The sequence below is a fragment of the Armatimonadota bacterium genome (assembly GCA_031459855.1).
GTDB classification, from domain to species: domain Bacteria; phylum Sysuimicrobiota; class Sysuimicrobiia; order Sysuimicrobiales; family Humicultoraceae; genus Fervidifonticultor; species Fervidifonticultor primus.
This window is the reverse complement of sequence record JAVKHP010000001.1, coordinates 1,945,265-1,965,877: the sequence shown is the minus strand read 5'-3', so window position 1 is coordinate 1,965,877 and position 20,613 is coordinate 1,945,265. Positions and strand designations below refer to the sequence as shown.

The 20,613-nt window shown below is 68.1% G+C and carries 21 protein-coding genes; 12 read left to right on the top strand and 9 right to left on the bottom strand.

The window, feature by feature from the left end:
* Nucleotides 1-66: 66 nt before the first annotated feature.
* The 4 genes from QN157_08960 to QN157_08945 all read right to left on the bottom strand — a co-directional run bounded on the left by QN157_08960 (nucleotide 67) and on the right by QN157_08945 (nucleotide 3,046).
* Complete coding sequence (locus tag QN157_08960) at nucleotides 67-1,443, bottom strand: hypothetical protein (protein MDR7555724.1); 1,377 nt, start codon at nucleotides 1,441-1,443, stop codon at nucleotides 67-69.
* A 2-nt stretch (nucleotides 1,444-1,445) separates the two neighbouring features.
* Nucleotides 1,446-1,865, bottom strand: coding sequence for a hypothetical protein (locus QN157_08955; GenBank protein MDR7555723.1), 420 nt, complete (start codon nucleotides 1,863-1,865; stop codon nucleotides 1,446-1,448).
* Complete coding sequence (locus QN157_08950) at nucleotides 1,865-2,215, bottom strand: hypothetical protein (GenBank protein MDR7555722.1); 351 nt, start codon at nucleotides 2,213-2,215, stop codon at nucleotides 1,865-1,867. The genes QN157_08955 and QN157_08950 overlap by 1 nt, the downstream gene beginning before the upstream one ends.
* 114 nt (nucleotides 2,216-2,329) lie before the next feature.
* Nucleotides 2,330-3,046: a ParB N-terminal domain-containing protein gene (locus QN157_08945; protein MDR7555721.1), complete on the bottom strand. Its 717-nt coding sequence runs from the start codon at nucleotides 3,044-3,046 to the stop codon at nucleotides 2,330-2,332.
* Between the two features lie 734 nt (nucleotides 3,047-3,780).
* Here QN157_08945 and QN157_08940 point away from each other — a divergent pair.
* On the top strand, nucleotides 3,781-4,329 hold the full coding sequence (locus QN157_08940) for a hypothetical protein (protein ID MDR7555720.1): 549 nt from the start codon (nucleotides 3,781-3,783) through the stop codon (nucleotides 4,327-4,329).
* Nucleotides 4,330-4,400: 71 nt separating this feature from the next.
* A complete protein-coding gene (cas1, locus tag QN157_08935; protein ID MDR7555719.1) occupies nucleotides 4,401-5,978 on the top strand; it encodes a CRISPR-associated endonuclease Cas1 in 1,578 nt (525 codons plus the stop codon).
* A gap of 228 nt (nucleotides 5,979-6,206) precedes the next feature.
* Here the strand turns inward: cas1 and QN157_08930 are convergent, their stop codons facing one another.
* Nucleotides 6,207-6,599 carry a hypothetical protein gene (locus QN157_08930; GenBank protein ID MDR7555718.1) on the bottom strand — a complete coding sequence of 131 codons (393 nt, stop codon included), beginning with the start codon at nucleotides 6,597-6,599 and terminating at the stop codon, nucleotides 6,207-6,209.
* A gap of 1,055 nt (nucleotides 6,600-7,654) precedes the next feature.
* Nucleotides 7,655-8,587 (bottom strand): site-specific DNA-methyltransferase, encoded by a 933-nt coding sequence (locus tag QN157_08925; GenBank protein ID MDR7555717.1) that lies wholly within the window; start codon nucleotides 8,585-8,587, stop codon nucleotides 7,655-7,657.
* Nucleotides 8,588-8,995: 408 nt separating this feature from the next.
* On the opposite strand from QN157_08925, the gene QN157_08920 reads away from it, so the two are divergent.
* From QN157_08920 to fabF, 9 genes are all read left to right on the top strand, one after another.
* Nucleotides 8,996-9,934, top strand: coding sequence for a hypothetical protein (locus tag QN157_08920; GenBank protein ID MDR7555716.1), 939 nt, complete (start codon nucleotides 8,996-8,998; stop codon nucleotides 9,932-9,934).
* Nucleotides 9,935-10,441: 507 nt separating this feature from the next.
* On the top strand, nucleotides 10,442-10,759 hold the full coding sequence (locus QN157_08915; GenBank protein MDR7555715.1) for an iron-sulfur cluster assembly protein: 318 nt from the start codon (nucleotides 10,442-10,444) through the stop codon (nucleotides 10,757-10,759).
* Between the two features lie 105 nt (nucleotides 10,760-10,864).
* Nucleotides 10,865-11,389, top strand: coding sequence for a hypothetical protein (locus QN157_08910; GenBank protein MDR7555714.1), 525 nt, complete (start codon nucleotides 10,865-10,867; stop codon nucleotides 11,387-11,389).
* Nucleotides 11,390-11,549: 160 nt separating this feature from the next.
* On the top strand, nucleotides 11,550-11,966 hold the full coding sequence (locus QN157_08905; GenBank protein ID MDR7555713.1) for a hypothetical protein: 417 nt from the start codon (nucleotides 11,550-11,552) through the stop codon (nucleotides 11,964-11,966).
* Between the two features lie 590 nt (nucleotides 11,967-12,556).
* Nucleotides 12,557-13,954 (top strand): phosphodiester glycosidase family protein, encoded by a 1,398-nt coding sequence (locus QN157_08900; protein MDR7555712.1) that lies wholly within the window; start codon nucleotides 12,557-12,559, stop codon nucleotides 13,952-13,954.
* 224 nt (nucleotides 13,955-14,178) lie between these two features.
* The gene (locus tag QN157_08895) at nucleotides 14,179-14,919 is read left to right on the top strand and encodes a methyltransferase domain-containing protein (protein ID MDR7555711.1); all 741 of its coding nucleotides are present in this window, start codon (nucleotides 14,179-14,181) and stop codon (nucleotides 14,917-14,919) included.
* Nucleotides 14,920-14,922: 3 nt separating this feature from the next.
* Entirely contained in the window at nucleotides 14,923-16,095 is a 1,173-nt protein-coding gene (locus QN157_08890) for an NAD(P)/FAD-dependent oxidoreductase (protein ID MDR7555710.1), read from the top strand.
* On the top strand, nucleotides 16,095-16,619 hold the full coding sequence (locus QN157_08885; protein MDR7555709.1) for an SRPBCC family protein: 525 nt from the start codon (nucleotides 16,095-16,097) through the stop codon (nucleotides 16,617-16,619). Before QN157_08890 ends, QN157_08885 begins: the two co-directional genes overlap by 1 nt.
* A 4-nt stretch (nucleotides 16,620-16,623) precedes the next feature.
* On the top strand, nucleotides 16,624-17,865 hold the full coding sequence (gene fabF, locus QN157_08880; protein ID MDR7555708.1) for a beta-ketoacyl-ACP synthase II: 1,242 nt from the start codon (nucleotides 16,624-16,626) through the stop codon (nucleotides 17,863-17,865).
* Here fabF and QN157_08875 read toward each other — a convergent pair.
* Both QN157_08875 and QN157_08870 read right to left on the bottom strand, forming a co-directional pair.
* Nucleotides 17,862-18,320 (bottom strand): putative toxin-antitoxin system toxin component, PIN family, encoded by a 459-nt coding sequence (locus QN157_08875; protein MDR7555707.1) that lies wholly within the window; start codon nucleotides 18,318-18,320, stop codon nucleotides 17,862-17,864. The genes fabF and QN157_08875 overlap by 4 nt on opposite strands.
* On the bottom strand, nucleotides 18,310-18,459 hold the full coding sequence (locus QN157_08870) for a hypothetical protein (protein ID MDR7555706.1): 150 nt from the start codon (nucleotides 18,457-18,459) through the stop codon (nucleotides 18,310-18,312). The genes QN157_08875 and QN157_08870 overlap by 11 nt, the downstream gene beginning before the upstream one ends.
* Before the next feature lie 194 nt (nucleotides 18,460-18,653).
* Here QN157_08870 and QN157_08865 point away from each other — a divergent pair, with 194 nt between their 5' ends.
* Nucleotides 18,654-19,211, top strand: a complete 558-nt coding sequence (locus tag QN157_08865) for a DUF488 domain-containing protein (GenBank protein ID MDR7555705.1) — start codon at nucleotides 18,654-18,656, stop codon at nucleotides 19,209-19,211.
* Nucleotides 19,212-19,256: 45 nt separating this feature from the next.
* Here the strand turns inward: QN157_08865 and QN157_08860 are convergent, their stop codons facing one another.
* Nucleotides 19,257-20,546, bottom strand: a complete 1,290-nt coding sequence (locus QN157_08860; protein MDR7555704.1) for an MFS transporter — start codon at nucleotides 20,544-20,546, stop codon at nucleotides 19,257-19,259.
* Nucleotides 20,547-20,613: the final 67 nt, after the last annotated feature.

Genomic DNA, 20,613 nt, shown 5'->3' with positions numbered 1-20,613 from the left:
CGGACGGGGTGCGGTCCCCGGAGATGATGCGGTAGATGTTTTGCCGGCTCACGCGGCATTGGCGGCTCAGGGCCACTTTGTTCGGATGATCCCGAAGTAGCGAGCGCAGGTCTTCGAGCTCCAGCAGCTCCGTGCGCACGGCCTCCGCCACCCTCGCGCAGGCGCTCGTTCCTGCAAGACTACAAAAAACTCGAACCAGCCGGCGTGTTCCTGATCAAGGTCGTAAAGCTGTTGGCGGTTGGCGAGGAACCCCTCAATGCCGGCGTGGTGCAGGATCGACCCTACAAGGCGGGCCCAGGCCTCGAACCCGCCCATCGTGGGTACCTCTGCTTCCGGGCAGCCTGCTGCCCACCAGGCGCGGCAGAGGACCAGCAGAGCCCAGATCAGCTCCCCGCGATGCTCGCGAACCCAGCGCAATAGGTCGGGATGCCGAAACCCACTGCGCTCCCAGGGGCGGTAGTGCTTCGCGTCCAGCCGAATCCAGACCACACGGCGCGCCAGGTCGGCGCCAAGCTGCACGTTGTTCCCCGTGGCGATCCAGGTCGCAGATTGTAACAGTTCGCAGACCCGGTTCGTACCCAACAGCCGCGCACTCCACCGTTTCGTCGTGACCAGGTGGCTCAGCGCGCGCAGCTTCAGGCTGCCGACGTCGTCCAGCACGACCACCTGGCGGCCCTCCAGCAGGACGCTCGTGATGAGCTTGCGGGCTTCCTCCTCGCTCTCGGGCGGGTTGGTGACTGCGTCGTGCCCCGTTGCGATGAGCGCGGCGGCGCGGGCAAGCAGCGTCGCCCCTGTTCCCGGCGTGGGCTTGCTGACGAGGAAGAGCGGCGTGGATCCTGCGACGGCGAAGCGCAGCAGCGGGGACAGCAGCAGCGCCAGGGCGTTGGCACGGCTGGCGTCGTCGGCGAAGGGGAAGTCGCCAAGCAGCTCTTCCAGCAACAGCTGCCGTGCGCGGTCAACGTCGTGGGGCGTGGGGTCATCCGGGGGGCACGGCACGTCAAGGTCGCCAGCCGCGTAGTACAAGCAAGTAGCCGGATCGTACCCCTCGCGCAGCACGATGATGCCATCAGGCCGCACCACCGGGCAGCGCACGATGCCCACCAAGTCCGGCAGCGGCCAGGAGCCCCGGCGCAGGATCATGCGCACGAGCTCGCGGGGTGGGTACGCATACGTGACCCGGTGGCGATCAACGCGGACGAACGTCACGCTGCGCTGCAATATCCCACTCAACGCGGCCTCGTCGAGCTCGTCGAGCTGCGCACCGTGCGTCGTCGCCACAACCCGCACGAGGCGGCCGCCGCGCACGAACACCTGCGGGGGACGCAGGCGGCTGAGCGCCTGGAGGACCTCGTGTTCACGCAGCGCCGGGTCCTGAGTGGCGGAAAGATACACAGTAGGCTTGCGTGTGGTAGAACGAGATCGAAGCGTGAGTACCTGGCTCACGGTCAGCTTCCTCCTTCGGCCGCCCCGGGTTTCCGGGGCGGCTGCCTGTTGCGACGTGGCTCAAAGTTGACTTGGGCAACCCGCACTCGGGACCGACCCGGGAGAAACTGCAGCCAAACGCCGGGCAGCGGGCGAATCGCACCGGTGGGCTGGGCGAACCAGATGCCCTTGCCAGCGGCGCGCGCCTCGACGACCTCCAACAGCGAGCCGGCCCCGAGCACACGCTGGGGCCCAAGCAGCACCAGCAGGTCCGTGCACCCGTCCAACGCCTGCCGCCACCCGCGCTGCCATGCGGCGGGCGTTGGGAAGAGGTCGCGGCTGGAGACGACCTCGGCGCCACGCCGCCGGAAGATGTCGGTGACGCGTCGGTAGACGTCCGGCGCGTACTCTGCGCAGGGTGCGGCGAGATACACGCGGCGCATTACGCCTCTCTCCCGGCCGGGAACTCCACGCGGGCGAACCGGCGGAGGCTGACGCCGTGTAAGACCACCAGGTGCGCACCGCGCAGCGTCCGAAACGTCCCGTCCGGCGTCAGGAAGTGCACCGGGAGCCCGTGCGCTGTCGCTTCCACGACCTCCCGCACGACGCCCGCGCCGACGATGCGGTCGGGTCCCAACGCGACCACGACGGCGTTCACCTGGGAGAGGACCTGGGGAAAATCCCGCAGCCAGGCGCCGTGGTTCGGGAAACGCTCGCGCGCGGAAATCACGAGGCCAGCGCCAAGTTCGCGCAGCAGCTGCTCGGCCCGGTCGTAGTGGCGCGTGCGGTACAACGCGACCGCGGAGGCTAGGTAGACGACCTGGCCGCGAAGCCCCCGGAGGGCTCTTGACGTGCGATGGGGTGTACGTGGAGAATGTAATTGAGATACCACGGCACGGTCCTCTCATCAGCCCCGGGACGACGCCCGGGGCGTGTTGTTCGTGCCCTCCTCCGGATAGAGATGCTCGGTCAACTCCCAGGCCCGCTCCACGGCTGCAACGAAGTCGAGGAGCGCATCCCACACCAAGCCGGGGTCGGAGGTGCCCTCCACCAGATCCACGAGGTCCTGCGCGAGGCTGTCCACGAAGCGCGGGTCGTCGCCGCGGCGCTCGTAGAGCTGCGCCAGTGCCCGCAGGAAACGCCGCCACGGGTCTGGTCGCTGTACGGCCAGACCACCGCCGCGCTGGATCCGCCGGCGCTGGCAGAGCGCGCCCTGGACGGTGCTCACGGCGAGGCCGACCTCCTTCGCAATCGCCCGGACGCTGAGCTCGGGACGATGCTGCTTGAGCCAGACTGCCGCGCGCTTGCGGTCTTCGATGGTCAGCGGCAGGCCGTGGTCGCGGTTGGCACAGAACGCCTCCCAGTAGCCCGCAGCTTCTACGACGCGCGCAGGCACGGTCTTCACGCCGGCTTTGCGGTAGGCCTCAAGCCGGTGTGCGCCGTCAATCACGACGAACTGCCCATCCCGTCGTGGCGTAACCGTGATAGGCGGCAGCGTTCCTGCAGCCAGCCCTTCGTGCAGGAGCGCCACGTGCTGCTGCGTGACGCCGCGCATACGGGGTTGCACGGTCGGGTCCACCACGAGGTGATCTACCCGAACCTCAACGACGTTCCCGTCGCTCATGGCTGATCCTCGGGGTGCCCAGGTGTGCGAGGCTGCACGCACGCCCATAGACGCCAGCCACCGTCTACGGGTTCCAACCGGACCGACAAGCGCATGTCGGGCCGGTTCACCTTGAACCATCGACGCAACGCCCACGCCACGCGGCTGGCGTCCTCGTGCAGGTAGACCCCTCCACTACACAGCCACGTGGCATCACCTGCTCGCTCCAACAACGCCCGAAGGAATGCCGCGTCGACTCGGCGCCTACGGAAGGTCAACGATCCACCCTGGCTCTCCGCGAACTGCGCTCTGCGGTGTACCCGTTCTGCGGTGAGTGTCACTCGTCTCACCTCCCCTTGTAGTCGTACGCACCCCAAAGAAGAATGCGGGCCACGAGGCGCTCGGCCCCGTGGCCCCACCCAGCACGCCGTGCCGTGCCAGACCGTGCCATGCCTCGCCTCGCCTCGCTTCGCCGCGCCGGGCCTAGCCAGGCTTGGCCTCGCGCGGCTGACCGTCTGGCGGCGCACGGACCCGACGGTCTGTGGATATCGTATAGCCACGCTACGGCCCCACACTAGTCTCAGACCTTGACGAATTCCACACATGCTGGCAGAATTGTTTGTAGGTTTGTTACCTACCGCTGGCTCGGGATGCTTAGCCAATCCGCGCTTCTCAGACGCCTAGCCGAGGAAGGGTACCCAACTTCCTGGTACCAGCTTCAGCTGTTTCGGAAGGCTGGGATCGTCCCGGAGCCGGTGGAAGGACAGTATCCCGATGACTCCATAACGCTGGTGAAGTACGCGCACGACCTCGCAAAGCAAGGGATTCGATCGCTCGCCAGGAGGGTGCTGCGACTGTACATTGCCAACTTGGGAATTACCTCGGGCCAGGCGCTGAGGGCTCTACGCCGCCTGTCCGGAGAGATGAACCGCAAGCAGCCGAGACGGAAGCTTAGGATGATCGCGCAAGCGTTGGATGAGGCCGCGCGGTACGCCCAGGAGCAGGCAGGTACGCGAGCGATACAACAGACCGGCCGCCGTTGGTCGGACATCGCGTGGCCGCTGAATGTGCGGAGGTGGCGCGGCCTGCTCAAAGATGCTGAGCCACATGATGTGGGTAATGAGGAGTTCGGTTTGCTGCGCCTGTCGCTGTCCCAAATCATGGGCCTCCCGCAATGGGAGCAGAAGCTTCAGGGGATTCCTTCCGAGGAGCGCCTGCTTATCCTGTTCGTGCTATGGCTTGCACGGAAACGCAAAGACAGCGCGAGAAAGACCGGGAGGAGACACGAAAGCAGTACCAAGTAGGAAGCCCGCGCCTCCACAGCGTGGCAGCCCAGGAAGGCGCGGGCACCCCGGCACACAGGAGGTGGTCCTGCATGCCAGCAGGAGCATACCACAGGGCGCAGCCCACCGCACCCCCCACGCCCCGCAATGGGGTCCTGGTCCTCTCAGGCTACGGCCTCCGGGTCTTTACGAGGCGCCGGCACCTCGTCTGCGAGGACGGGTGGTGTGACGAGCGGCGCACCGCACGATTTCACCGGGCGACCGCCGGCCTGCAGCGGCTGGTCCTGTTCGGGCGCGGTGGGACCATGACCCTGGAAGCCCTCCGGTGGCTGCATGATGTGGGCGCCGGGCTTATCTGCGTGCACCTGGACGGCACGGTGCTGCTCTCCAGCGGCCCCCGGGGCCTGGACGATGCCCGGCTGCGCCGGGCCCAGGCCCTGGCACCCAGCACCGAGGCCGGGGTGCGGATCACCCGCGAGCTCTTGAGCGCCAAGCTGGCGGCCCAGGCCGACGTGCTGGCGCAGCTTCCTAACCCCGACGCCCAACGGGCCGTCCGGGAGCAGCTGGACGTGTTGCACCGGGCGGACACCCTGGAGCGGCTGCGGCTGGTCGAGGCCAGGGCCGGCACTCTCTACTGGGAGGCCTGGAGGCCGCTGCCGGTGCGCTGGGCCACGGCAGATGCCCGGCGAGTGCCGGAGCACTGGAAGACTGTGGGGCCCCGCATCTCCCCCATCACTGGCTCCCCCAGGCTTGCGGCCACCCCCGCCCATGCCCTGTTGAACCTCCTTTACGCGCTGCTGGAAGCCGAGGCCACCATCGCCTGCCAGGCCGTGGGGCTGGACCCAGGGCTAGGGATCCTGCACGCCGACCAGCCCGCCCGGGCGTCGCTAAGCCTGGACCTCATGGAGCCGGTGCGGCCGGCAGTAGACGCCTTTGTGCTCGACCTGCTGCGGACCAGGGTGTTCAGCGCCCGGGACTTCCAGGAGGTAAGCCGGGGCCAGGTGCGGGTGCTGCTGCCCCTAAGCCGGGCGCTGCTTGCGACCTCGCCGCGGTGGGCGCAGGCGGTGGCGCCCTGGGCCGAGCGGGTGGCCGCGCTGCTGGCCGAGACCGCAGGCAGCCGCCGGCGGCTGCCGACCCCGCTCACCCAGGCGAACCGGAGTGCCGGCCGGGAGGGCATACGCAAGGCTGCGCCGAACGCCCCTGCGCTTCCGGGGCTGGAGTACACGGTCTGCGTCAGGTGTGGCGTGGTGCTGGAGGCGCGGGGCCGGATGTTCTGTGACGACTGCGGAAAGCAGGACAAGACAGAGCGCATCGTGGCCGCCGGCCTGCGGGAGTTTGCGCGGCGGCGCCGCACGGGCGTCGATCCCTCGCATGGCGGGCAGGCCGCGCGCCGCCGGGCTGAAGCCTTGCGCCGGCGCCGTCGGGAAGCGCGGGCGTGGGACGAGACCCACCCTCGCCCAGACCCTGAGGTGTTCCGGCGGGAGATCCTGCCCCTGCTGCGCTCCGTGCCCTTAGAGCGCATCGTCCGTGCAGCAGGGATCTCCCTGCGGTATGCGTCCCTGATCCGGCGTGGCTTGTACGTGCCGCATCCCAGGCACTGGGAGGCGCTGCGAAGAGCTGTCGAAACACGAGATGGTTGGGGGGAAGCCGGCATGGTTCAGCGTACGTAGTGCGGTAGTTTCTCGTCACCCGAAAGGCGGTATTGCGAGCACTGCGGCTCGCGGCTTGAACCCGACCGGGCATCGCCTCCCGCTCGGCTGAGGCGTTTCAGCGGCTACTTACAGCAGGTGCCGTCTCGCTCCTGTTCCTGAGGGCGAAAAACGACAACAAAATCCGTGAAACTAGCGGTCTACCGAGTACCGGGCGGCACCGCTTCGGCTGCGCCTCACACCTGTGCCTCAGTCTCTAGACTTCGGAGTCGTGGCCAGTTTGCTAGAAGAGATGGTTATCACGCTGACCAGAAAGTAAACTGTCAATGCCGCACCAACCCCAGTAAGCAGATTGGCAAGAAGCATTACCTTCATGAGGAATTCCCTTATGGCCGCGAAGAAAGCGTATCGAGCCGCGGGTTCCGGACCCAACACAATCAGCATGCAGGCGTAGAAAAAAAGCGATAAGAGAGCGAGGACTATGAATTTCTTACGCTGTTCGAGGCAACGCTTCTTCCCTTTCCCTGCCCATGCCGTGACCGTGAACAAGTAACCGAGCGCGCCGCCCAACAGACCGAACGACACTATGTAAATCCGCAGCGTTCGCGAAGTCGTAAGGGTGAAAGGGAGGAGCGTGATCATCGACAAACTGGTCAGGACATTGACCAAGTTGTATATCCACTCGACGAGACTGAAGACTCTCCTTACCTCATCCCAGATCGTACGCTTCATTCCCGAGGTTTGTACGCGGGCGCAGTAGTGGCGAGAATCTCCCTGTCCCTTTGCATGACCACGAGTCGGGACGAATCAACGAGTAGAGGGGCAGTAGTGGAAGTTGCGACCGAACGTGGAGAACCTATAGCCAATCGTCTGACGGATCCTATGTAATCAAGAAACCATGAGCTGGTGGGGGATTCCCATACAATACCGAACCCTTCCGGCCTTTTCCCTGGCGCTACATACTCGAAGGCACCCACCGAACTGCGAATGAGCATGATTTCATACTGCAGCCTCAGAACAGCCCCCGCTTGCACAGTCGAAACTACGCGGATCTCGATCTCCACTGGCTCCCCTGCTGCGCTAGCGGTTATCCCCCGCAGAATGGTCACGAGAGGTGCGAACGCCGCAAGTTCCCCGCGTCGATAAGCGTCAGGATAGTCACTGTATTCGTCCTTGTTGACGCCGTAGGATATTGTCGTCCGCCCGGTCACCGCCCGCGATGATATCTTTATGGCCTCCATCCAGGGGCACGTGCGCGTCTCCTTTGTACAAGCAGCGAGGTTTTGATCGATGAAAATCTCTCCGCGGTCCCTCCACCGAACCGGGGTGAGGAGGCCGCCGGGCATATTACGCAAGCGATACACCCTGCAGTTTGGACCTCTGCCCGACTGGTAATTGAAAGCGTATCCACCTTGCCTCGCCAAACCAATAGGTAGCCATTCTGATACCCGACACTCCAGCTCCTGGGCGAGGAGTACTTGAGAAGGAATCGCAACGACAAACGGTGTTATCAGCGAGAGCAGCAATCCTGCGGTGGACAACATGGCCTCGCCCCCGTGCGATGATCAGGCCCACCGCCATGTAGCGCCGGTGACAGGTTTCGCCCACTTTCACTTCACTTCACTTCACTTCACTTCACTTCACTTCACATCCTCTATTGTTGGCTGTGATGGGGGCTCGGTCAAGCCCGGGGCCAGTTAGAAGAGCCGTATGGGTTCAAGACCCTTTTGCCGTTTCTTCCGCCATGGTCGAGTGAACGGGGTCCTAGGTGGGTTCTTGGCGGGTATCTTGACGCCGTGCGAGATCTTATCAAATGACACAATCAATTGCTTGCGTAAGCGCAAAGGCTGGTTGATGCGGCGGTAGGACTCCTCTACATACTCCTCAATAATCTCGTAGCCAATCCATCTCCTGCCTAGGTTATGGGCAACCTTGAGAGTGGTGCCCACCCCAACGAAGGGGTCGAGAACAGTGTCGCCTTTGTAGGAGTACAAGGTAATGAGTCGATAAGGAATCTCCTCGGGGAACGGGCAAGGGTGGTTGTATTGACCTGGCGGCACAGGTGCAATGTGCCACACGTTGTTTGCCGTGTCCATTGTGAAGACTGAATCAATTTGAATCTTGCTCTCTTCCTTCCTTTCCGTAGAGATCGCGTTGTAGATCTTGGACTCGCCAGGTTTCCGGAAAATCAGGATGTACTCTGTCATGATGTTGGGGTAATAATAACCGGGGTATGGTTTCTGGATAACAGAGCCCGCACGCTTCACACCTGCAGTGCACTTGTGCCAAATGATATCCTGATGGAATTCCCAACCGATTTCCTCCAGAAGACCCACAAGGTGGAAAGGTAGAGGCGTGTGCTTGCCATTTAGGAGGACGGTACCCACCACAATGGCCAAATAGCCTCCGTCTTTCGTGACCCGCTTGACCTCCGTGAAGCATCGTCGCAGAAATCCAAGATACTCTTCGTATGGCACGTTCTGGCGGTAGCGATAGTTGGCGCCCTTGCTCTTTGTGTGAACGTCGTAGTCGATAGCGTTCCAGTAAGGTGGGCTGGTCACCGTAAGAGCGATGCTCCCATCTGGCAATTCATCCATTCTCTCGCAGCTCTTGAGAAAAATCTTGTTCATTAGTCCCTCCGCCTTTTCGCGTTGTCTCTAAGCCAGTCCTCAAGATGTCGTTTGCTGAAACGCCATTGGCGCCCGGCGCGTAGGGCAGGAATGCGACCTGCGGAAACCATCTTGTACAAAGTATGCCGCGACAGCCTGAGAAATCGTGCTGCCTCCTCTAACGTCAGGAGGTCTCCTCCCTCTGTCTGCTGGCTAATTGAGTGATTTGCTTCTTTTCGCATTTTTTTGTAGTTTATCGCCTCTTCCCGCCAGAGTCAAGTCGAAGGCGAGGAGAAAACTCAGTCTGAAGGGTAACACTCTTAGAAATGCCAGGAGGTCACGCTGTTGACCCAACCCTATGTCCTTGACAAGTTCTCGCGCGGGTCAATCCTTGAGCGACACCCGTGGCTGACAAAGCAAGGCCTCCAGATGGTTCTCGGCGACGACTTGGACTCGGTAATGTGCGGCGTTCTGATGCACCATTTGTTCGCGTGGGATGTCGCTGGTTTCTACGTCGATTATCACAAAGTCTGGTATTCGCACCAGATCAGTCCGAGGTGCCTGCGCAACGCAGTTTGGCTCGACCTCGACGTTAGTCGCGCCGAAATTAGAAGCATAGGTCACCATATTTTGCTAGAGTCCGCTACTGGCAACATCCTCGAACATCGCGAATCGGTGAACCCCAACCTCTTTCGAGGTGTCACTGGACGTGCCGGAGGCGGTCGTGCCCGAGATCACGGAGAAGCCTGTAGTCTTTGCGATGGCAGAACATTCCCGCACAAGTATCCGTTGGGGACGATTCATTTCTTGCTTTGGCTACACAATGTTGACCTTGGACCCGTCTGCGATCCGTTCCAAGAGGCATTTCTCTGGCTCCCTGATTCTTCGTGGATCAACGGTCAGAGATATCCAAGGAACGTCCACGATTGGGTTAGAAACTGGATTCCCCATCCGCAACTTGTGGCAACGCTGAGCCGCATCGATACAGAATCCTTTGAGGAAACCATGCGCGATCGAGTCTTCCCCGCTATCGAACGGGTAGGGTTTACACGTGGAAGGGGGCAAGTCACCTCGCGCCACTTGGGGCTAGGTGGGTATCAGTGCCAGTTTCCGGACCCTAATCAATGCCGTGATAATCTTCAAGCGCTTGCCGACTTGATCGCTGATGCTTTCTGCTGGCCGCGAATGACGATACCTACGCCCCCCTACAAACTCATCGAGGGGCGTCGCAATCCTACTCAGTATACCTTGACCAATATCCGCCGGATGTTTGGAACCCTGGAGAACTTCGTGCGGCAAGAGCGAGTGTTTTCCTACGTGATTCCCAACGGAGGACGGATCAATTACACAGTCGATGTCGACATTTGAAGCGACGAGACACGCAATTTTGTTCGTTCCGGCCAAGCCCAGCCGGCTAGTGCGGGTCGCGGGCAGCCCGACCCACGGTCGGCCTCCCGAGGGGGTGGCGCCCCGAGGACGCCGCGTCCCGCCAAGCCCCCCCGCGCCGGCCCAGGGGGGAGGCCCAATAGACCGCGACCTCCACGGGGCACGCTTGGCGCGACCGCACAGTGACCCACCAGGGGGAGAGGGCAGAGACCACCCCACGTGCGCCTTGCCACGTCACCACGTCACACCCCCACGGCAGAGGCCACCCGCGCCACCAGACCACACGCCCCACCACACCCACGTCACCCCACACTCCCACCAGGGGAGGCATGAAGCCACCCCTTGCACAAACCCCCGACGAGCGAACTGTAGGGGGAACTCCCGGCAGGGTTAGGCTCTTATCCCCCTCGCCGTTTGACCCCGCCCGCGCCAGGCCGGTACAATGAACCAAGTTCCGCGGCCTGCCGGGCCCGTGCGGAGGAATGCGCGATGGACGACGCGATCACCCGCGAACGCGTCATCGACGTCTTGAAGACGGTCTTCGATCCTGAGATCCCGGTCAACGTCTGGGACCTGGGGCTCGTCTACGACCTCCAGGTCGAGGGCGAACAGGTCCGCATCACCATGACCCTGACCGCACCGGGCTGCCCGGTGGGTCCCATGATCGCCGCCGAGATCGAGAACAAGTTACAGGCGATCGGGGCGGAGTCAGTGTCCGTGGAGTTCGTGTGGACGCCGCCGTGGACGCCCGATCGGGTCACCGAGGACGGCCGGCTGCAGCTGCAGATGATGGGCATTCCCGTGTAGCCAAGGGACGCTGTAGCGTGGTCGTGGCACACTTGGTCTCCACCAACGTCCCCATCTGCACGCGCACGGTCGCCGCGGCCCCTACCCGCGCGGCAGGAGACGGCGGTGCCTGACCATCCGCGGCCGGGCAGGGGCCGGCCCAGGCAGGCGAAGAAGCCCCTGGTGGCCCCGCGCCGCAGCCCGGCGCCGTGGGCCGCAGCCGCCGTGGCGCTGGTCGCCGTCGTCGGCGTCCTCATCGCGCTGGGCAGTCGGCCGGGTGCGCGCCTGCCGCGCGTCGGCGACCACTGGCACGCGCCGTTCCGGATCGTGCTGTGCGGCGAGCGCACGCCTCCGCTGCCCCCGTCACCGGGCAACGTCCACACCCACGGCGACGACGTGATCCACATTCACCCGGCCACCCCGGAGGAAGCCGGCCGCAACGCCACCCTAGGCGCCTTCCTGCGCAGCGTCGGGATGGAGGTGACCAACACCTCCCTCACCGTGCGCGGGAAGACCTACACGACCGGCGACCGCTGCCCTGACGGCCGGACGGGCCGCGTGGCGGTGCTGGTCAACGGAAACCCCATCGACGACGCCCACGCGTACGTGCCCAAAGACGGCGACCAGATCGAGTTCCGGTTCGGTCCGTGACCGAGGCACGTCGGACGCCCGTCCCTCGGTGCGGCACACGGGAAAGGCGGCGCGGACAGGACGTCCCTCCCACGTCCTGCGTGCGCAGCCGCCCGGGGCCGGTGTCGCCAGCAACCGTGCCGTGACGCAGCGGACAGGATGTCCCGCCCACGTCCTGCGTGTGTCGCGTGCGCCGTCGACCGCTGGCATCCTCCTCCTGGCGGTCGTCCTGGCGGCGTGCGGCCGCGGACGGGGACAGGCGCTGGGCGACCTGCGGTTCTTCCCGGGCGCCACGGTCGTCGGCACGGCGGCGTTCGTCGGGGAAGCCCACGGCTTTCCCCGCGCGCTGTGGGAGCAGGTCGAGCTGCGCTCCCAGGCGCGCTACGAACAGGTGCGCGCGTTCTACCAGACGCTGCAGATCGCGGGGTGGACCAGCGCGTTCGAGAGCGAGTCGCGCAAGAGCGACGGTCGACTCTACACGCGCTACCTCGTCGACGGCCGGCGCCAGCGGTTCTACGTCGTGGTCGTGGAGGAGCGCCAGCGGACGGGCGACGTGGCGATCGTGTTGCGGCGGGGGCGCGGTGAGCACCGACCGTGAGCGTCTGGGGCTCACGCCCTCTCGGGGAGACCCACCACGTCCTCCGACACGGCCCGCGCGATGGTGGGGCCCTACGTCTTCAGCGACGCGTGCCGCGCGATCCGCTACACACCGGTAGGGCGACGGTGGGCGACACCCTTCGAACGCTCCCGGGCGGGTGCCACGGGTGCACCCTGTGACCCCGCCTGCCAGACGACGGCACTCGCGGCTGCCGGGCTACCGCCGGTGTTGCCATGCTGGAGCGCCCGTGCTATGCTCCACCCATCATCCACCGTGTCCAGGTGGCTGACCAGAAAGGAGGTGAGGCCGACGATGCAACCGATGTCCCCGGCCCACCCGTGGAGGATGTCCCGGTAACACACCGCGCGATGCGCGGGAAGCGTCCTGGCTCGGTGGGCCGGGGCGCTTTTCTTTTGGCCTGCTGCGCTGGCCTGCTGCCGCCGCAAGCCCCGATCCGGGGCGCGGGCCGCCGCACGCCACGCCGGCGCGAGGACGTGCAGGCTGCCGGCAGGAGTCTGGACGCCGCACCGCGTATCACGGCGCACACGGGCCGTCATGGCCGTGGGCCCGACAGCGCCGCATACCTGACCGTGGCGATTCGTCGCACCGCGCGACGCGCTCTGGCTGTCCTGGGGCCGCTGGTCGGTCTGGCGGTCCTCCTCTGCCCGCGCCCCGTCCACGCCGCAAGCCTCGCGCGCCTGCTCGACGTGGCGTGGTCGTCGAACGGGCAGGCGGTCTACGTCGTCACCCGGCTTTCTGGTGCCGTACGCTACCGCACGGCGGCCACCGCCGACATGGTGGCAGTCGACCTCTGGGCCGTGGAGGGCGACGCCGAACGCCTCGTGACCGTCGGCCACGGCGCCGTGGACCGGGTGCTGGTACGCCGCCTCACGCCCGAGGTCGTCCGACTCGAGATCGGGCTGCGCCAGCCTGCCCGCTACAGGGTCTACACCGGCACCGACCGGCTGACCGTCGCGGTCTTTCCGCCAGCCTGGAGCAGCGTGCCGGTGCCCCAGAGCGCGGCGTACGCGCGCCTCCGCGTCCCCGCGGGCCGGCGCCACGCCACCGTGCATGTCGTGACGTTGGACCCGCAGGCCCTGGAGATCCGCCCGGCGCTGGGCGGGGCGGCCATCAAGGCCACCGAGCCGACCAGCCTCGCGGCCACGCGCCTGGCCGCCGTGGCCGCGATCAACGGGTCGTTCTACTCGTCTGCGGGCCTGCCCCTGGGGCTGATCGTCATCGATGGTCGCATCCTGTCGGCGCCGCTGGACCGCCGGTCGGTCTTCGCCGTTGACCGCGCGGGCCGGCCCTGGATCGGCGAGGTGGCGTTCAGCGGCCGCGTGGTGACCGACACCGGGCTGGCCGTGCCCATCTCCGCCATCAACCGACCGCCCCGCTGGTGGGGTCCGGCGCTCTACACACCGGAGTTCGGGCCGCTGACCCCCCCGCAGGCCCTGCTGGCCATCGTCCGGGAGGGACGGGTCGTCACGTTCACACGCGGGCGCCCGGTCATCCCACCGGACGGCTACGCCCTGGCCGCCGCGGAATCACAGCAGACGGTGCTCCAGGACATCCGCATCGGACAACCCCTCACCCTCGACCTCCGCCTCAGTCCCGAAGGGATCGTGCACGGGCTGCAGGGCGGGCCGCGCTTGGTGCGCGACGGCCGCGTGCACATCCCCTACGCCTGGGAGCGCTTCTCGGCGGCCTTCGTCCGCGTCCGCACCGCGCGCTCGGCGGTGGCGATCACGGGCACCGGCAAGGTCCTGTTCGTGACGGTCGACCGCCCCGGACGCGACAGCGCCGGCATGGACCTGCCGGGACTGGCGACGCTCCTGGTGCGCCTGGGAGCGCGCGACGCCATGAACCTGGACGGCGGCGGCTCTGCGACGCTGGTCGTGGGCGGGCGCGTGGTGAGCGCGCTGCCCCGCGGCGGCGAGCGCACGGTCTCGTCGGTGCTGGTGGCGCTGCGGCCGGACGAACCCTGACCGCCTCCCGCGTCGCCCGCGCGCACCGAGGCCCCGTTACGCAACGGCTGCTAGTGGAGGCACCCTGCGTGGCTGCCCGTCGCCGAAGACGAGCACGTTACGCAACCGTTGCAACACGCCTGCTAGTGTAGGAGCCAGCGCGCGGGTTCGCGCACCGTGCCCCCGCGGGCCCGCGCGGCGCACTGACGGCTGCACGGTCGTCGTGCCGGAGGGCCACCGAGCGCGTGCGTTATCCGCCCAAGCGCGAGACCCCAGAGTTCCTGGATACCCCCGGACAGGACCCGCACGAGTTCGCGGGGCTGCTGGCGGCCGTGCGGCGCACCAACCGCTGGTACGGTGGCTACGCCCTGATCGCCCGCTACCTGGACCGGTTCGTGGCGCTGCTGCCCCGGCGCCCCCTGACAGTCCTCGACGTGGCCACCTGCTCCGCCGACGTGCCGGCCGTGATGGCCGCGTGGGCCCGCCGGCGACAGGTGGCGCTGCGTGTGGTCGCCCTCGACCGCAGCCCGGCGGTCCTGGCCGTCGCGCGCCAGCTCGTGCGCGCCTGGCCCGAGGTCGCGCTGGTGCGCGGCGATGCCCTGGCCCTGCCGTGCGCCGACCGCAGCGTCGACATCGTGACGTGTGCCCTGGCCCTCCACCACTTCACGTTCGAGGAGGCGGTACGCGTGCTGCGCGAGATCGCGCGCGTCGCGCGGGGCGGCTTCGTGGTCAACGACGTGCTGCGCTCGTGGCCCGCGTACCTGGGCGCCCTGGCCGACGTCTGGCTGCTGTCGCGCAACCGGCTGGCCCGGCACGACGGCCCGCTGTCGGTGCTGCGGGCGTTCACCTGGCCGGAACTCCACGCGCTGGTGGCGGCCGCCGGGGTGCGCGGCGTCGAGATCCGCCGGCACCGCCTGCAGCGGGCGGTGCTGGTGCGGTGGCCTGCTGCGGCGCATGCCGCCGCGGGCGGACAGGACGGGGGCTGAGCCGTGGACACCGACGTGGTCGTCGTCGGCGCCGGGCCTGCGGGCAGCGCCACCGCGCTGCAGCTCGCGCGGGCGGGGCTGCGCGTCACCCTCGTGGACCGCGCGGTCTTCCCGCGGTTCAAGCCCTGCGGCGAATACCTCAACCCGGCGGCCGTGGCCGCGCTCGACCGGCTGGGCCTGGCCGCAGACGTCGCGGCTGCTGGCGTGACGCTCTCGGGGATGTTCGTCGCCGGCCCGGACGGGACGGCGTTTTGGGCACCGTTCGCTGCAGGGCGCGGGTTGCTGGTGCCACGGGCGCGGCTCGATGCGCTGCTGCTGGCAGCGGCCGCGCGGGCGGGCGCCCACGTAATGGAGGGATGCCGGATCGACGCGGTGCACCCGGGTCCGACACCAACGGCATGCGGCCGCTACCGCGGCCGTCGCGTGCGGCTTGCGGCCCGCCTGGTGGTCGGCGCCGACGGCCTCCGGTCGGTTGCCGCCCGGTGGGCAGGCCCGCTCACGCCGCCTGCGGGCGCGCGGTACACGGTGGGCGCATACTTCGAGAGGGTGGGCGTCGACGGGCCGCGGGGTGACCTCCACCTCGGGGCCACCTGGTACGCTGGCGCTGCGATCTACGGCGGCGGAACGGCCAACGTCGTCGCCGCAGTGCCGGCCGGCTGGTTACGCGCGCACCGCACAGCCGAGGCGGCCTTCGCCGCCGCCGTGGCCAGGCTGCCCGCGCTGGCGCCCCTGGTGGTGGGTGCCCGCAGGGTCTCGCCGTTCGTGGCCGTCGGTCCTCTGGGCTTTGCACATCGGGATGCGGTCGCCGACGGGCTGCTGCTGGTGGGCGACGCCGCCGGCACCATCGATCCGATGACCGGAGAAGGCATCGCGCTGGCCCTGCGGGGCGCGGAGCTGGCGGCTGCCGCGGCGGTACAGGCCCTGAGCGTCGGTCCCGCGACACGTCAGGCGCTGGCGCCCTACGACCAGGCGCGCCTGCGCGCCTTCGGCGACGTCTGGCGCACGAGCCGCCTGCTCCAGTGGGTGGTGCGCCGCCCGCGCCTGCTCCCCGGGCTCGTCCGCCGGCTGGCCGCGCGCCCGCCGCTGGCCGCCCGGGTGCTGGCGGTCGTGAGCGAACTGCGGCCGCCCGCCGATCTGCTGTCCCCGCGCTGGCTGCTGGAGGCGGTGCGGCCCTGATGCACACCGTGCACCGCGCCGTGATCGCCGCCCCGGTCGAGACCGTCTTCGCGCTGGCCCGCGACGTGGAGGGGTGGCCCCGCCTGCTGTCCGACTACCGGTGGTGCCGTGTGCTGGAGCGCACGCCGGGACGGCTGGTCTTCGCCATGGGCGGACGGATCCGTGGCTGGCCGGCACGCTGGGTGGCCGTGCAGGACGCCGACCCCGCGCACGGACGCATCACCTTCCGCCACATCGGCGGGCTCACCACCGGCATGCACGTCGTCTGGCGGCTGGCGCGCGTCGGCAGCACGGTCGAGGTCGAGATCGTCCACGACCTCGTGCTGCGGTGGCCGGTGATCGGCCGCTGGGTCAGCGACCTGATCGTCGGCCCCATCTTCATCGACCACATCGCGCGCAAGACGCTGGCTGCCGTCAAGGCACGGGCGGAAGCCATGGCTGCTCACGCAGGCCACAACCCGTCCGCGGCAGCCGACGGGCCGCCCTCGCCACCGCCCGGGGTGGTGGGCTCGACGGGGGAGTAGGGCCATGCCCCACCGCGTGGCCGTCACCGGCATCGGCGCCATCACCCCGATCGGACACGGGGCCGACGGGCTGTTCGACGGCATCGTGGCAGGCCGGTCGGGCGTGCGCCTGATCGAGCGCTTCGACGCCTCGCCCTTCCACTGCCGCGTGGCCGCCGAGGTCGTCGACTTCGACCCGCTCCAGCACCTGGATGCCCGCCAGGCGCGCCGCCTGGATCGCTTCGCGCAGTTCGCGGTGGTCTGCGGCCGGCAGGCCGTCGCCGACGCCGGCCTGGACCTAGCGTGCCTGGACCGCGACCGCGCCGGCGTCTTCATCGGCACGGCGCTGGGCGGGGCGGCCTTCGCCGAGGAGCAGCACCACGTCTACCTGCGGGAAGGCATCCGGCGGGTGCGGCCCACCCTGGCGCTGTCGGTGTTTGGCGGGGCAGCGTCGTGCAACATCGCCATCGACCTCGGCCTGTGTGGCCCCAGCAGCGCCAACAGCGACTCGTGCGCCTCGGGGACCATCGCCATCGGCGAGGCGGCGCGGCTCGTGCGCAGCGGCGAGGTGGACGTGATGCTGGCCGGCGGCGTGGAAGTCCCCCTCACCCCGATGATCTTCGGCGCCTTCGACCTGATCCGCGCCATGTCCACCCGCAACGATGCGCCGGCGGCGGCCTGCCGGCCGTTCGACCGAGGCCGCGACGGCTTCGTGATGGGCGAGGGCGCCGCCGTGCTGGTGCTCGAGCGTCTGGAGCACGCCCTGGCCCGGGGCGCCCGCATCTACGGCGAGGTGCTGGGCTACGCCTCGACCAACGACGCCTACCACATGACCGCGCCGCTGCCCGACGGCGTCCAGGCGATCCGCGCCATGCGCCTGGCGCTGCAGGACGCCGGGCTGGCCCCCGCGCAGATCGAGCACATCAACGCCCACGCGTCCTCGACGCCGCTCAACGACCCCACCGAGACCCGGGCCATCAAGGCGGTCTTCGGCCCGCACGCCACCCGCCTGCCCATCAGCGGCACCAAGTCCATGCACGGCCACGCCCTGGGCGCTGCCGGCGCCATCGAGGCGGCCATCTGCATGCTGACCCTCGCCCGCGACTACCTGCCGCCCACGATCAACCTGGACGACCCCGACCCCGCGTGCGACCTCGACTACGTCCCCCACCACGGCCGCTGGCAGCGCGTGCGCTACGTCATGAGCACCTCCTTCGGCTTCGGCGGCATCAACGCGGTGCTGGTATGCGGACGGGTGGAGGCCTAACGCGTCCCCTGCTCCGGGGTGTCCCCAGGTGAAACGTCTGCGGCGTGGCTCTCCAGGCGGCGGAGGAACTCTGCCGGGCGGAGGATGCGGATGCCGCGATAGGTTCCCAAGGACAGGAGATGTCGATCACCGGAGACGATCACGTCCGCCTTCCCTTCGAGGGCGCATTCCAGGACACGGTTGTCCGGTCCATCGTCGAGGATCCGCAGACGTTCCCTGGGTCGCACCACGTCCGCGTGGCGCCCGATCTGCGTAATGTAGCTGCGGATGTCCGACTCGGGGAGCCTGAACTTTTCCCGCAGCTTCCGCGCGAGTTCGACGAGGATCGCCGGCGACGTGACCAAGCGAAACTGCCCCCGGAGGGCCGCCAGGTAGACATCCTCGGGATTGCCGCCAAAGAGCGCGGAGATGTAGACGTTGGTGTCGAGGACCGCCCGGCTCGGTCTACCCGCCATGCAGGATGCGGTCGACGTCGTCCTCGGTGCGGATCTCGTAGCCGAGTGCCCGAGCCCGACGCCGGGCCACCCGTTGGAGCCTGCGGAACTCTTGCTCCAGCAGGGAACGCTTGTACGCCTCCCACGCCTCCCGGAACAACTCACTCCTCGTCTTCTGGAGCCTGCGCGCTGTCCGCACAACTTCCGCGTACAGCCTGGGCGAGAGGGACACCCCGAGGATTTTCGTGACCCGCTGTGCCATGGTATAACTTAGTATAACTCATCGATCCGTGGGATCAAGGCGGTGACACCGCGGCGTCTGCCGGTGCCGTCAGGCACGGTGAGGTGACACGCATGGCATCACAGTTGCAGGCGCCTCGGCAGCGCGCTGACCGGTGCGCGGGCCCCGGCCGCGCCCCCGTGATCTTCACCCTCGGCACCAGCACCCGCACGCCCGAGGAGTTCGTCGCATGCTGCCGCGCGTTCGGTGTGCGCTGCATCGCCGACGTGCGGCGGTTCCCCACCAGCCGGAGGTTCCCGCAGTTCGTGCGCGAGGCGTTTGCCGCCTTCCTGCGGGAGGCGGGCATCGCCTACGTCCACCTGGGCCCCGCGCTCGGCGGCTACCGGCCCGGCGGGTACGAGGCCTACGCGGCCACCCCGGCATTTGCCGCAGGCCTGGCCGACCTCGAACGCCTGGCCCGCGCGGCGCCCACCGCGGTCGTCTGCAGCGAGCGGCTGCCCTGGCGGTGCCACCGGCGCTTCATCGCCCGGGCCCTGGAGGCGCGCGGATGGCGGGTGGTGCACATCATCGAGCCAAACCGGGTGTGGACGCCCGCGCAGGCCAGCGACGAGCACGCCGCCGACGACCGCGCGGCGCCCCCGACCGCTACAGCTGCACCACGTGAGGCGTGAGGAGGACCGCCTCACAATGACCTCCGCGATCCACGCCCCCGACGGCTACAGCCGCGCCACCTGCGGCGTGAGGAGGGCCACGAGCCCCACCACCCCCACGACCACGAGCCCGCCCAGCGCCAGCGCCGCGCCGACCCCGACCGCGCCTGCCAGCGCGCCCACCGGCAGCGTGCCCAGCGCGAACATCCCGAAGGTGACCATGCCGTAGAGGCCCATGATGCGGCCCCGCTGTTCGGGCCGTACCGTGGTCTGCAGCACGGTGTTGGCGGCGGCCAGGGCCACCGCCTGGGCGGTGCCCACGGCCACCAGCAGGACGACCGACAGCAGGAACCATCGCGAGAGGCCAAACAGCACCACGAGCGCGCCCATGGCCGCGCCGGCGCGCAGGAGCAGCCGGCCCCGCGGCGCATCGCCCAGCGCGCCGATCACGAGCACCGCCAGCACGGTCCCCAGGCCCGGCGCAGCCTGCAGCACCCCGAGCCCCTGGGGGCCCACGCCCAGCACCTCGCGGGCCAGCGCGGGCATCAGCCGAATGTAGGGCCGGCCGAAGAAACTCACCGCCGCCACCAGGCCCAGCACCGTCAGCACGTGGCGGTGACGCACCAGCAGGGCCAGGCCTTCGCGGATGTCGCGGCCGACCGACGCACGCGCCTGGCTGCGCTGTGGGGGCACCCGCATGCGCAGCAACGCCACCAGCACCGCAACGTACGAGAGCGCGTTGGCGAAGAAGCACCCGGCCACGCCCACGGCGGCGATGACCACCCCCGCGATGGACGGCCCGACGATGCCCGAGCCGTTGAACGCCATGGAGTTGAGGCTCACCGCGGCCATGAGGTCGCGCTCGCCGACCAGGCTGGGCACCATCGACTGTCGCGCGGGCATGTCGAACGAGTTGGCGAAGGAGTTGAACGCGCCGATCACCAGCACGTGCCAGACCTGGATGCGGTCCGTCACGGCCAGCACGCCCAGCAACGCGGCCGAGAGCATCAGGGCGGCGTTGGTGACCAGGAGCACCGCGCGCCGGTCGAGGCGGTCGGCGACCACCCCGCCCAGGAAGGCGAACAGGAGCCGGGGCACGGCCTGCACGAGCCCCAGCAGCCCCAGGTAGACCGGCGCACGCGTGAGGTCGTCGATCAGGTACCCCAGGGCCGTGAACTGCATCCACGAGCCCACGTGGGAGATGAACAGGCCGCTCCACAGCAGCCGGAAGTCGCGCAGCCGCAGCACCGCAAACGCCGCGCGAGGGTCGCGCCGACCCCTGGGCGGGGCGTCTGCCGGTGCAGCCGCACCCGGCGGGGCAGACGCGACGGCGGGTGCCAGGTCGCTGTCAGTCATCGCACGGCGGTGCCCACATCCGTGGTATCCACAGGCTGGAACCCAGCCTCGATACGCGCACCCGCCT